The sequence below is a fragment of the Shinella sp. AETb1-6 genome, from assembly GCF_009826875.1.
GTDB classification, from domain to species: Bacteria; Pseudomonadota; Alphaproteobacteria; order Rhizobiales; family Rhizobiaceae; genus Shinella; species Shinella sumterensis.
Window position 1 is genome coordinate 146,330 of the sequence record NZ_WUMM01000005.1, and the last position, 13,225, is coordinate 159,554.

Sequence of the window (13,225 nt, forward strand, 5' to 3'; positions counted from 1 at the left end):
GGGCAAAACGGCCTCAGCCGCGCGCTGCCCCGTTCGTTTCATGCGCATTGATCGTCAGGATCGCCGTCCGGCACGGATGGTACAAAAGCTCAGTCAACTGGCGGTCGAGATGCAGGATCGAGATGGAGGCGCCCACCATGTCCAGCGAGGTGCAGTAGTGCCCGACCCAATTGGCCTCGATCTCGATATTCTTGGCGGCGAGCCGCTGCTCCACCCGGCGATAGAGGATGTACAGCTCCATCAGCGGCGTGGCGCCGAAGGAGTTGACGAGAACCGCCACCTTGTCGCCCGCCTCCGCCTTCATCTCCTTGAAGATGTTGTCCATGATCGCATCGACGATCTCGTCGGCGGTGCGCAGCCGCTCGCGCGACACGCCGGGCTCGCCATGGATGCCCATGCCGAGCTCCATGTCGTCAGGGCCGATCTCGAAATTGTGCCGACGTGTCTGCGGCATCGAGCAGGATTCAAGCGCCACGCCCACCGTATAGGTACGGTCGTTCGCCTTGCGGGTGATTGCCTCGCATTCGTCGAGCGTCAGGCCGCGGTCGCAGGCTGCGCCGGCGATCTTGAAGACGAAGAAGTTGCCGGCCACGCCGCGGCGTCCCTCCTTGTCCTCGACGGGCGACGAGGCGATGTCGTCGGTCGTCAGCACCGTGCGGATCGGTATGCCCTGTTCTTCCGCAAGCTCGGCGGCCATCTCGAAATTCATCACGTCGCCGGCATAGTTGCCGTAGACGAAAAGCACGCCCGCGCCGCCGGAAGCCGCGACCGCGCATTTGACGATCGGATCGGGTGGCGGCGAGGAGAAGATATTGCCGAGCGCAACCGCATCCGCCAGCCCCTTGCCGACATAACCGACGAAGCAGGGCTCGTGCCCCGTGCCGCCGCCGATGACGAGGCCGACCTTTCCCGGACGCGGGCCGTTGCGCGCGACGAGCGCCCGGCGGGATGTGCCTACGGTCTCAATGTAAGGCCTGTGCGCGGCGATCAGTCCGTCCAGCATTTCCTCGACGACATCGTTGGGATTGTTGAGGAATTTCTTGACGTGGGTGCGGTAGCTGTTGGCGACCGGCACGCTTCTCTGCCGCTGCGAGAGCTTTCCGTCGAGGCTGGTGACGCCGTCGGCGCGCAGGATGCCAGCGCCGGTTGCCGCATCCGTCACCAGCACGTTGACATAACCGCCGCGCAGCGCGGCCAGCAGCGCGGGAACCTTGTCGAAACCGCCGGCAATGGCGATACGGGTGGGAATGTCGCGCAGCATGTCGAGCGAGATGCCGATGGTTCGGTCGTCCAGCGGGCCCGCGACGGGGCGGCCGCGCTCATCGATGAAGCGGCCTGCCAACACGCCTGCGGCGCCTTTGGCGAGGTAGTGCTGCAAGGGCACGGTTTCGAAGAAACCGCTGGTGTGGATGGTCGAGTTGGGACGCAGCGATGCGATGCCGAAGACGACGCGGTTGGCGCGCGCCAGCGTTTCGAACTGTTCGCGGATCAGCGGTTCGGCCAGAAGCATGTCGTGCATCTGCGCGGAGCCGACGATGGCCGGTGCGGTAATGTTGACGCAGCGCGCGGAGATGGCGCGGGCAACTGCGGCGGCAGTAAGTTCGGGCGTGTAGGCGAAGCTTGCGGTCGTGCCACCGGTCGCCTGCACGACGGTCACGTCCTGCAACGGGCCCGTCTGCAAATGCTCGCCGACCGACAGGATCGTGCGGCCCCAGGCGACGGCGAGCGTGTCGCCGGACTTGATCATCTTGGAAAGCGCCTGAGCACCGGCCGCGCCGAGCCTGCCGATCAGCGGGCGCGTATCGTCGTCATTGGGCACGACGAGGCAGTCGGCCAGACCGAAATGGCGTTTCAATTCCTGCGCGATGGTGAGTGAGGCGAGACGCGCGGGCTCGATGGAAATGTTGACGATGCCCTTTTCGCGGGCCTCGGCGAGGTAGCTGTTGACGGTCGCGCGCGACACGCCCATCGCCTCGGCGATCTCGCCCTGCGTCATGCCGTCTTCGTAATAGAGCCAGCAGGCCCAGACGTAGGGGTCGTCGCCATAGCGCAGGGGAATGGTGTCGAGACCGTCCGCGCCATTCGCGCGGCCGGCCACACCCTTGCGCGGCGCGGAAGTCTTCAATGCCATCGGTTTCGCCGGTCCCCCGTTATGGCGGCGAAGATGAAAGCAACGCCGCCGGTTTGCAACATGCTTCGGCAAAAAAGCGGTGCGCGACCCGCCATGGAGGACAGGCCGCGCATCCCGGGAGGAACCTCAGTGCCGGCTATCAGGCGAGACGGGCGCGGGCGCCGTCGGACAATTCCTTGAGCAGGATGGCGCAGGATGTCGCACCGGCATCCAGGACGCCGCGCGACCGTTCGCCCAACCGGCTGGCGCGGCCGATCTTCGCCACCAGGTCGATCGTCGAATCGCGGCCTTTTTCCGCGGCGGCGACGAGGTTCTCCAGCGCGGCGCCGAACGGTTTGCCCTCGGCCGTTGCCGTGTCGAAGGCTTCCACCGCGGGCACGAGCGTGTCGAGCAGCGTCTTGTCCCCCACCTTGGCCGAGCCGATGGACTGGATGCCGGCGAGGCCCGCATGCAGCATCTTGCTGTAGGTGGCTGCGTCGATTTTCTCCACCCCCTCGATCGTTTCGGCGAATTCCGTGAACATGACGCCGTAGAGCGGGCCCATGGAGCCGCCGATCTCCGTCATCAGCACCGTGCCGAGCGTATCCAGCGAACTGGAAAGCGAGGCGTCCGTGCCTTTCAGGCGCTCGGCCGCCATGCCGAAACCCTTGGCCATGTTCACGCCGTGGTCGCCATCGCCGATCTTGCCGTCGATTTCACTGAGATAGGCGCGGTTCTCGATGATCCGCTCGGCCATCGACAGCACGATGGCGCCGGAAGAGGCATTGTCGAAAGTCTGCATGGGCGTCCTCCGTTACAGGATGATCGTGCAACGCGCCTCGACATCGAGCAGCGTCTTCAGTTCATCGTCGAGCGCCATGACGGTCAGCGTCGCGCCGACCATTTCCAGCGAAGTGAAATAGTTGCCGATCCAGGTCTTGCGGATCTTCAGCCCGCGGGCGGAAATCTCGCTCTCGATCGTGTCGTTTAGGATATAGAGCTCGTTCAGCGGCGTGGCGCCGAGGCCGGAGACCAGCACGGCCACCTCGGTGCCCGAGGGCAGGTTGTGATCGTCGAGCACGATCTTCACCATGTCCCTTGCGACCTCTTCGGCCGTCTTGAGCTTTTCGACGCGCACGCCTGGTTCGCCGTGGTGGCCGATCCCGACCTCCATCGTGCCCGGTTCGATCTGGAAATTCGGATGGCCGACGGCGGGCAGGGTACAGGGGCCGAGGCCGACGCCGATCGAACGGCAATTGTCGATGGCTTTCTGCGCGGTGGCGCGGACCTCTTCGAGGCTTGCGCCGGTCGCGGCCTTCGCGCCGCCCATCTTCCACATGAAGATCTCGCCGGCCACGCCGCGGCGCTTTTCGCGCTCCTCAGGCGGGGCGGAGCAGACGTCGTCGTTGGCGACGACGGTCGCGACCTCGATCCCGTCCTTGGCGGCGAGCTTCATCGCCATCTTCACGTTCATGTTGTCGCCTGCATAGTTGCCGTAGAGCACGACGACGCCCTTGCCCGCATCGGCTTCGCGGATGGCGTCATGGAAGCTCTTGGCGGTCGGCGACGAGAAGAGTTCGCCGACGGCGACGGCATCCAGCATGTTCTTGCCGGTATAGCCGATGAAGGCCGGCTCGTGGCCCGAACCGCCGCCCGTGACAACGCCGACCTTGCCGGCAACGGGGGCATCCTTCGCCACCACGACGCGCGGGTTGTCTGCAAGGCGAACGATATCGGAATGGGCTTTCACGAAGCCTTTGACGGTGTCCTCGACCACCAGATCCGGGTCGTTGATGAAACGCTGCATGGCAAATCCTCTTACAGAATGGTGTAGCCGCCGTCGATCAGGAGATCGGCGCCATTGATCATGTCGGCGCCCGGCGAGGCCAGGAACACGGCGGCGGCGGCGATCTCCTCGGGGAAGGCGAAACGGCCGTTCGGTATGCGCTTCTTGGCGTTCTCGCCCTTCTCGCCGGCCCAGGCCTGCTTGCCGAGCTCGGTGAGGACGATGGTGGGGGAAATCGTGTTGACGGTGATGGAGTGCTTGCCCCATTCGGCGGCGAAGGTCTTGGACATCCCGATCACGCCGAACTTGGAGGCACAATAGGCGACATGCTCCTCGATGGCGACCGTGCCGGCCTGCGAGGCGAGGTTGACGATCTTGCCACCCTTGCCGGCCGCGATCATGGCGCGGCCCACCGCCTGGGTGACCAGGAAGGAGCCCTTGAGATTGATGTCGATCGTCCGGTCCCACTGGGCAAGCGTCAGGTCTTCGGCGGGCGCGAGCGCCACGATGCCCGCGCTGTTGACCGCGATATCGATGCTGCCGAAGGCCGCGACCACGTCGGAAACGGCCTTCTCGACGGAGGCAGGGTTGGAGACATCGCAGACGAAGGCCTTCGCCGCGCCGCCCAGCTCTTCCGCTTTCTTCTGTGCGACATCGGCATTGATGTCGAGCACGGCGACCTTCGCACCCTTGGCGGCGAAGGCAGACGCGATGGCGGAGCCGATGCCGGATGCGCCGCCGGTGACCAGCGCGACCTTACCGTCGAGCGGGAAGTTGAGATCGATCTTGGGAGGTGTGTCGGTCATCGGTTCAGCCTTCGAGAGATTTGGAGGGCGGGGCGGCGACCAGGCCGCCCCGCGGATCAATTTACTTGCGCATTTCCAGGAGCTTGTCGACGTTCTCGGCCGTGACCGGCGTCCACGGAACATTGTATTCCTTGTCCTTGCCGTCGTTGAACGGCATGTCCGGATACTGTGCCCAGATATCGGATTCCGGCTTGTAGTCGCCCTTCCTGGCGTGGAAGATGGCCAGGTCGAGCGCGCCCTGTGCCTGTGCGCGGGCGTCCTGGAGGATCGAGGTCATCGTGCCTTCCTTGACGGCCGTCAGCGCATCGGTGATGCCGTCGATACCGGCAATGGCGAAGTCGTCCGTCTTCAGGCCGGCCGACTTGATCGCCTCGATTGCGCCGAGCGCCATCTCGTCGTTCTGGCCGATGACGCCGTTGATCTGGCCGGAATGCGAGGTCAGCCAGTTCTCCATCAGCGTCTGGGCTTCGGCGCGCGACCAGTTGGCGGTCTGTTGCTCCAGCACCTTCACGTCCGGGCACTCGGCAAGCGCCTTCTTGTTGCCTTCCAGGCGCGAGATCTGCGCCGACTGGCCGATGGGGCCTTCCAGAATCACGACATTGCCCTTGCAGCCGATCTTGTCGAGCACGGCCTTGGCTTCCATGTAGCCCGAGATCGTGTCGTCGGAGCCGACATAGGAGGCGAGAAGGTCGGAGTTCACGCGGGTGTTGGAGCCGACCACCGGAATGCCGGCGTCATGCGCGGCCTGTACGGCGGTGGCGCCGGCCTCGATGTCGATCGGCACGAAGATGATCGCGTTGAACTTCTGCGTGATCATCGTGTTGAACTGTTCCTGCTGGACCAGTGCGTCGTAGCGACCGTCGAAGACGGTCAGTTCGACTTCGCCGCTCTTGACGGCCGGATGCTGCTCCAGCGCCGCCGACCAGATCTGCATGAATTCAGCGTTCAGGCCGTAAGGCGCCGCGCCGATCTTCAGCTTCTCCTGAGCGAAAGCGGACGAGGCGAGCAGCACCGTCGCCGAGGCGAGTGCGATCATCAGTTTCTTCATGTCATTCTCCTCCTTTGAGAATTGCGGCCGCCCTCCGGCGTACCGTTCCGTGCACGGGCACCGGGCCCGGTTTTGGGGGGCTAGAGGCCCTGATTTCGCTTCTGGTCGAGCATCACGGCGCCGACGATGAGGGCGCCCTTGAGGACCTGCTGGTAGTAGGATTGGATGCCCATCAGATCGAGGCCGTTGTTCATGACGCCGATGATGAGCGCGCCGATCAGTGTGCCCGTCACCCGGCCCACGCCTCCCGAAAGGCTGGTGCCGCCGATGACGACAGCCGCGATGGCATCGAGTTCATAGGCGATGCCGGCCTGTGGAAGGGCCGAACCCGTGCGAGCCGAGAGGATCATGCCGGCAAGGCCCGACAGCGCCCCCGAAATGACATAGACCATGAAGCGGATGCGGCTGACATTGAGGCCCGAGGTCTTGGCCGCATGCGGATTGCCGCCGACAGCGTAGATGTAGCGGCCGAAGCGCGTGCGCGTCAGCACCCACCAGGAAATGCCGAAGACCAGCGCCAGCAGGATGACCGGCATGGGAATGCCGAGGATATTGCCCGTGCCGATCCAGCGGAATTCGGCACTCAGGCCTGGCACCGGCCGGCCGCCGCCATAGATCAGCGTGGCGCCGCGCGCCGCCGACAGCATGCCGAGCGTCGCCACGAAGGCGGGAACGGAGAAGCGCGAGACGATGAGGCCGACCACCGCGCCGCAGGCGACGCCGACCAGGATGCCGGCAGCCAGCGCCAAAGCCATCGGATAAGGTGCCCCGGCGATGCCGGCGGTTGCCGAGCTTGTCACGAAACTCGCGCTGACCATGCCGGCCAGCGCCACGACGGAGCCGACCGAAAGGTCGATGCCGCGCGTCAGGATGACGAAGGTCATGCCGATGGCGAGGATGCCGTTGATCGACGTCTGGAGCAGCACGTTGGAAATGTTGCCGGGCGTCAGGAAGAACTCGTTCGAGACGGAGAGGATAGCCACAAGCAGCAGGAAGGCGAGAAAGATGCCGTATTCCTGCACGATCAGCCTGCGGCGATCGGAGTTCAGCCAGTTTCCGGCGGGCTTGTTTTCGATGCTGGACACGGTCTTACCTCTTGTCACGCGGTTTTTGTTCGGGCCTTGGCACGGGTCAGGTCGACAGATGCACGAGCGTCTGGGCGTCCGTTTCCTGCCTGTTGCGGATGCCGGCCGACCGGCCCGCGCGCATCACGAGAATGCGGTCGGACATGCCCAGGATTTCGTCGATTTCGGACGAGATCATCACGACCGTGCCGCCTGCGGCGGCGAAATCGCAGATGATGCGGTAGATTTCGCGCTTGGCGCCGACATCCACGCCGCGGGTCGGCTCATCCAGCAGCAGCACGCGCGGCTGGCGCAAAAACCACTTGCCGAGCACGACCTTCTGCTGGTTGCCACCCGATAGGCCTGAGACGGGCATCGTGTCGCGCGCCGCCTTGATGGCGAAGCGGTCGATCATGTCGGCGCTGGCCGCCTGTTCCTCGCTCCTGCGCATCACGAAGGCCGGGCTCATTTCCGGCAGGCTGGCGAGGCAGATATTGTTGCGCACGCTGTCGGAGAGGTTGAGGCCCGTGACCTTGCGATCCTCGGTCACGAAGGCGATACCTTCGGCCATGGCGTCGGACGGCTGGCGAATGGTGACGGCCTTGCCTTCGATGCGGATGTCGCCGGCCGACGGATTGTCCATGCCGAACAGGCAGTTGAAGATTTCCGTGCGGCCGGAGCCCATCAGGCCGTAGATGCCGAAGATCTCGCCCTTGCGCGCCGTGAACGAGATGTCCTCGATCTTGCCGGGGGCCGACAGGCCGGACACTTCCAGGCCTGAAACATCGGTCGGCGTATTGGTCTTGATATATTCCTCGCCCAGTTCGCGGCCGACGATCATTCGGATGAGGCCGGGCCGGTCGATATCGGCAAGCTTGCCTGCGCCGACGAAGCCGCCGTCGCGAAAGACGGTGTAGCTGTCGGCGATCTGGAAGATTTCCGAGAGGCGGTGCGAGACGTAGACGATGCCCTTGCCTTCGGCCTTCAGGCGCTTGATGGCGGAGAAAAGGTGCTGGGCCTCCTTCTCGCCGATGGCCGAGGTCGGCTCGTCCATGAAGATGACATCCGCCTCGTGGCTCAGCGCCTTGGCGATCTCCACGAGCTGCATCTGCGCCACCGAGAGGTTCATCATGTATTGCGTGGCTAAGATACTGAATTCGAGCCGATCGAGCAGCGCTTGCGCATTGCGGTTCATGGTCTTGAAATCGATTCCGCCGAAGCGGGCGGACGGCTCGCGGCCAAGGTAGATGTTTTCCGCCACCGTCATGTGCGGGACCGGGCTCAACTCCTGCTCGATGATGGCAATGCCGGAGCGCAGCGCTTCTGCGGGGTTGGCGAATTCCACCGGATTGCCGCGATGCAGGATCGTGCCGCCATCACGCTTGTGGATGCCCATGAGAATGGAGAGGAAGGTCGACTTGCCGGCGCCGTTGCCGCCGCACAGCGCGTGCACCGAGCCGGCTTCAAGTTCGAACCGGCCGTCACGAAGCGCGGCAACGCCGCCGAAGGACTTTCTCAGTCCTTCCACTTTCAGAAGTGGCTGCATGCATTCCTCCCGGCATTTCGCACGATGCTCTCCCATCGCGTTTTACAAAATAAGATCGGCCGTCGACAAATGTCAACGATGGTTCTGACAAATTTCTAACAGTGTCTGTCATTTGTAAAGCGTGCGATGACGATGTGCGCAGGAAAGCCGTGAACACAAACGACCCGCCGCTGAAGCAGCGGCGGGTTCGGGGATGTCGTGCCTGTGGATTGAAGGTCCGCGTCAGACCGTGAGGTGCTGTCGCGCCTCTTGCGTATCGAGCGTCTCGGCCGCGCCCTCGTGCACGATCTCACCGCGATCCATGATGTAGACGTGATCGGCGAGTTCGCGGCAGAAATCGAGATATTGCTCGACCAGCAGGATCGCCATGCCCGTCGAGTCGCGCAGGTAGCGGATCGCCCGGCCGATATCCTTGATGATGGAGGGCTGGATGCCCTCCGTCGGTTCGTCGAGAACGAGGATCTTGGGCCGTGTCACCAGCGCCCGGCCGATGGCGAGTTGCTGTTGCTGGCCGCCGGAGAGATCCCCGCCGCGCCGGCCGAGCATGGTGTGCAGCACCGGGAAGAGGCTGAAGATCTCGTTGGGGATGAATCGCTCGGAGCGCTTCAACGGGGCATAGCCGGATTCGAGATTCTCCTTCACGGTCAGCAGCGGAAAGATTTCGCGGCCCTGCGGCACATAGCCGATGCCCTGCTTGGCACGATTATAGGGCGCCATGCCGTCGAGCTTGACGTCGTTGAACCCGATGGAGCCGCCCGAAAGCGGATGCTGGCCGGTGATGGCGCGCAACAGGCTTGACTTTCCCACGCCGTTTCGCCCGAGCACGCAGGTGATCTTGCCCATCTCCGCGGTCAGCGAGACCCCGCGCAGCGCCTGCGCCGCGCCATAGTGGAGGTTGACTTTTTCGACGTTCAGCATGGGAAATCTCCGCAGGACGATGCCGCACTCCCTTCTCCCCCACGGGGAGAAGGTGGCCCGAAGGGTCGGATGAGGGGGCGGCACGATTGGATCATGTCAATCATTTCCGCCTCAGACCTCCCCCTCATCCGCCTGCCGGCACCTTCTCCCCCCGGGGAGAAGGGGATCGTGGCGATGATTGCATTCCAGAGGGGCTTGCCCTTGCCCTCAAGAGGGGAGATGCCCGGCAGGGCGGAGGGGGGTATCGCTGCGGCGAATTCCAACGACGAAAATACCGAATACACCCTCATCTCCCCAGATAGTTCTCGATCACCTTCGGATCGGCGCTGACGAAATCGATGGAGCCTTCGGCCAGGACGGAGCCTTCGGCCAGGCATGTCACCTTCACGCCGAGATCGCGGATGAAACCCATGTCGTGCTCGACCACCACCACCGAGCGGGTCTTGGCGATCTCCTTCAAAAGGAGCGCCGTTTCCGTCGTCTCCGCGTCCGTCATGCCGGCGACGGGCTCGTCGACCAGAAGCAGTTCCGGCTCCTGCGCCAAGAGCATGCCGATCTCCAGCCATTGCTTCTGTCCATGGCTGAGATTGGCGGCATAGTCGTCCTTGCGGTTGGTGAGACGCACGGTGGAGAGGATTTCCTCGATGCGCTCCTTGTCCTCGGCCGTCAGGCGATAGAACAGCGTCGAGAAGACGCCGCGCTTGCGGTTGAGCGCCAGTTCCAGATTGTCCCAGACCGTATGGCTTTCGAACACCGTCGGCTTCTGGAACTTGCGGCCGATGCCGAGCTGGGCGATCTCCGCCTCGTCCTTCTGGGTGAGATCGACCGTGCCCTTGAAGAAGACCTCGCCCGAGTCCGGTCGCGTCTTGCCGGTGATGATGTCCATCATGGTCGTCTTGCCCGCGCCGTTCGGGCCGATGATGGCGCGCAGTTCGCCGGGCTCGATGACGAAGGAGAGCGAATTCAGCGCCTTGAAGCCATCGAAAGAAACGGAGACGCCGTCGAGATAGAGGATACTGGTGGGCTTCGCATTGCTTGCGAGCGTGTTCATGGCCGTTACTCCGCCGCCTGGGGTTCTGCTGCAAGGGCGCGTGCCGCCTCGGCCTGGCGGACCTTGCGGTATTCGCGCCGCCGCTCGATGACCTGCCGCGCGGTGCCGACGATGCCCCTGGGCAGGAACAGTGTGACGACAACGAACAGGCCGCCGAGAGCGAAGAGCCAGAATTCCGGGAAGGCGGCCGTGAAGATGCTCTTGCCGCCATTGACGAGGATCGCGCCGACGATGGGGCCGATCAGCGTGCCGCGTCCCCCGACCGCCGTCCAGATGACGACCTCGATGGAATTGGCCGGCTCGAACTCGCCCGGATTGATGATGCCGACCTGTGGCACATAGAGCGCGCCGGCGACGCCTGCCATCATGGCCGAGACCGTGAAGGCGAAGAGCTTCATGTGCTCCACACGATAGCCGAGGAAACGGGTGCGGCTTTCCGCATCGCGCACGCCGATGAGGACCTTGCCGTATTTCGAGCGCACGATGCCGGATGTGATGACCAGCGAGAGGGCCAGTGCGATGGCCGAGGCGGCAAAGAGCGCCGAGCGCGTGCCGTTCGACTGGATGTTGAAGCCGAGAATATCCTTGAAGTCGGTGAGGCCGTTGTTGCCGCCGAAGCCCATGTCGTTGCGGAAGAAGGCAAGCAGCAGGGCGAAGGTCATCGCCTGGGTGATGATGGAGAGATAGACGCCATTGACGCGCGAGCGGAAGGCGAACCATCCGAAGACGAAGGCAAGCAGGCCCGGCACCAGCACCGCCATCAGGGCTGCGAACCAGAACATGTCGAAGCCGTACCAGAACCAGGGCAGCTCTTTCCAGTTGAGGAACACCATGAAATCCGGCAGCAGCGGATTGCCGTAGGAGCCGCGCGCGCCGATCTGGCGCATCAGATACATGCCCATCGCATAACCGCCGAGCGCGAAGAAGGCGGCGTGGCCGAGCGAAAGGATGCCGCAGAAACCCCAGACCAGATCGAGCGCCAGCGCCAGCAGCGCATAGGTAAGGTACTTGCCGAACAGCGAGACGATATAGGTGGGAATGTGCAGCGGGTGGTCCGGCGCCGTCATGAGGTTGAGCGCGGGAACAAGGGCCGCGATCACCAGCAGCAGTGCCGTGACCCAGACGATGTTGCGGTCGAGCGCCTTGAGGACAAATGAGGTGATCATGCTTCCACCGCCCTTCCCTTGAGTGCGAAGAGCCCGCGTGGCCGCTTCTGGATGAAGAGGATGATCAGCACGAGCACGAGGATCTTGCCGAGCACTGCGCCCGCATAGGGCTCGAGGAACTTGTTGAGGATGCCGAGCGTGAAGGCGCCGACAAGCGTTCCCCACAGGTTACCCACGCCACCGAACACCACGACCATGAAACTGTCGATGATGTAGCCCTGTCCGAGATTGGGCGAGACATTGTCGATCTGGCTGAGCGCGACCCCGGCAATGCCGGCGATGCCGGAGCCGAGCGCGAAGGTGAGGGCATCCACCCAGGGCGTCCTGATGCCCATGGAAGAGGCCATGCGGCGGTTCTGCGTAACGGCGCGCATCTGCAGGCCCATCGGCGTCCTCTTGAGCAGGAAAAGGAGAAAGGCGAACACGGCAAGCGAGAAGACGATGATCCACATGCGGTTCCAGGTGATCGTCATGCCGCCGAGATCGAACGCGCCGGACATCCAGGACGGATTGCCGACTTCCTGGTTGGTCGGCCCGAAGATCGAGCGCACGGCTTGCTGGAGGATGAGCGATACGCCCCAGGTCGCGAGCAGCGTTTCGAGCGGCCGGCCATAAAGGAAGCGGATGATGCCGCGCTCGATGGCGAGGCCGACCACGCCGGTGACAAGAAAGGCGAGCGGCAGCGCGATGGCCAGCGACCAGTCGAACAGGCCTGGGAAGGACGTGCGGATGATCTGCTGGACCACAAAGGTGGTGTAGGCGCCGAGCATCACCATCTCGCCATGCGCCATGTTGATGATGCCCATCACGCCGAAGGTGATGGCAAGACCTATGGCCGCCAGGAGCAGGACGGAACCGAGCGACAGGCCGTACCAGACGTTCTGCCCGGCGGCCCACAGTGCCTGCCGGTCCTCGATCTTCGTGATGCCGGCCTCGATATCGGGGCGAAGGCTCTCGTCGGCCGTGGCCAGTGCTGCGGAGAGCAGCGAGAGCGAGTCGCGCCCGCCGGTCTCGACCACCGTCGCGACCGCCGCCTTCTTCTCGTCCACCGGTCGGTCGGAAACGAGTACGGACGCAGCGCGGGCCTTTTCGAGCACGGCGCGGACTGTGCCGTCCGTCTCGGCGGCGAGCGCGGCATCGAGGCCGTCGAGCGCGTCGGCCGAGGGGGTGCGCAAAATGGTGTTTGCCGCCTGGAAACGCACGCCCGTATCGGGGCTCATCAGCGTCAGGCCGCCGAGCGCCGCGCGGATGGTGCGACGCAGGCCGTTGTTGACCTTGATCTTTTCCAGTGCGGCCTTCGCCTCTTCGCCGGCCGCATCGCCGGTGACGGCGTCGATCAGCGTGAAATTGGAACCGGCCGGCTTGACGATGAAGACCGTGCCATCGGCCTTGCGCTGGTAGAGATCGCCCTCCGAGAGCGCTTCCAGCGCCGGGACGATCCTGGGATCGCCGGTCTTCGCCAGTGCTTCCACCTGTTTCTGGTTCTGCTGGAAGTTGCCACCGCCCAGTGCGTTGACCATGGTGCGAAGATCGTCGGCCGCCCTCAGATCGGTCGCAAGCAGCGTCACCGTCAGGCAGAACGCGACGAGCAGGCATTGCAGGAAGCGATGGATGAGCCGCGCGTGCATGTCACGTCCTCGGTGAGTGAAAGATGGAGCATCCCGACGGGACGGGATGATGATTTCGTTGGAAGGCGAGAGGCCCCCTCATCCGCCTGCCGGCACCTTCTC

Annotated in this window: 11 protein-coding genes; all 11 read right to left on the reverse strand. The window is 64.1% G+C overall.

What is annotated here, in order from left to right; genetic code table 11:
• Positions 1-13: 13 nt before the first annotated feature.
• Positions 14-2,131 (reverse strand): bifunctional sugar-binding transcriptional regulator/dihydroxyacetone kinase subunit DhaK, encoded by a 2,118-nt coding sequence (locus GR158_RS10615; RefSeq protein ID WP_160871070.1) that lies wholly within the window; start codon positions 2,129-2,131, stop codon positions 14-16.
• Between the two features lie 139 nt (positions 2,132-2,270).
• Complete coding sequence (dhaL, locus tag GR158_RS10620) at positions 2,271-2,912, reverse strand: dihydroxyacetone kinase subunit DhaL (RefSeq protein WP_160871071.1); 642 nt, start codon at positions 2,910-2,912, stop codon at positions 2,271-2,273.
• Between the two features lie 12 nt (positions 2,913-2,924).
• Positions 2,925-3,917 (reverse strand): dihydroxyacetone kinase subunit DhaK, encoded by a 993-nt coding sequence (locus tag GR158_RS10625; protein WP_160871072.1) that lies wholly within the window; start codon positions 3,915-3,917, stop codon positions 2,925-2,927.
• Between the two features lie 11 nt (positions 3,918-3,928).
• Positions 3,929-4,702, reverse strand: a complete 774-nt coding sequence (locus tag GR158_RS10630) for an SDR family oxidoreductase (protein WP_134650189.1) — start codon at positions 4,700-4,702, stop codon at positions 3,929-3,931.
• 61 nt (positions 4,703-4,763) lie between these two features.
• The gene (locus GR158_RS10635) at positions 4,764-5,750 is read right to left on the reverse strand and encodes a substrate-binding domain-containing protein (RefSeq protein ID WP_134650190.1); all 987 of its coding nucleotides are present in this window, start codon (positions 5,748-5,750) and stop codon (positions 4,764-4,766) included.
• A gap of 80 nt (positions 5,751-5,830) precedes the next feature.
• Complete coding sequence (locus GR158_RS10640) at positions 5,831-6,835, reverse strand: ABC transporter permease (RefSeq protein WP_134650191.1); 1,005 nt, start codon at positions 6,833-6,835, stop codon at positions 5,831-5,833.
• 46 nt (positions 6,836-6,881) lie between these two features.
• Positions 6,882-8,360: a sugar ABC transporter ATP-binding protein gene (locus GR158_RS10645; RefSeq protein WP_160871073.1), complete on the reverse strand. Its 1,479-nt coding sequence runs from the start codon at positions 8,358-8,360 to the stop codon at positions 6,882-6,884.
• Positions 8,361-8,582: 222 nt separating this feature from the next.
• Entirely contained in the window at positions 8,583-9,278 is a 696-nt protein-coding gene (gene urtE, locus GR158_RS10650) for an urea ABC transporter ATP-binding subunit UrtE (protein ID WP_160871074.1), read from the reverse strand.
• A 286-nt stretch (positions 9,279-9,564) separates the two neighbouring features.
• On the reverse strand, positions 9,565-10,329 hold the full coding sequence (urtD, locus tag GR158_RS10655) for an urea ABC transporter ATP-binding protein UrtD (protein WP_134652323.1): 765 nt from the start codon (positions 10,327-10,329) through the stop codon (positions 9,565-9,567).
• A 5-nt stretch (positions 10,330-10,334) separates the two neighbouring features.
• Entirely contained in the window at positions 10,335-11,495 is a 1,161-nt protein-coding gene (urtC, locus tag GR158_RS10660; RefSeq protein ID WP_160871075.1) for an urea ABC transporter permease subunit UrtC, read from the reverse strand.
• Positions 11,492-13,123 (reverse strand): urea ABC transporter permease subunit UrtB, encoded by a 1,632-nt coding sequence (urtB, locus tag GR158_RS10665; protein WP_160871076.1) that lies wholly within the window; start codon positions 13,121-13,123, stop codon positions 11,492-11,494. The genes urtC and urtB overlap by 4 nt, the downstream gene beginning before the upstream one ends.
• Between the last annotated feature and the right edge of the window lie 102 nt (positions 13,124-13,225).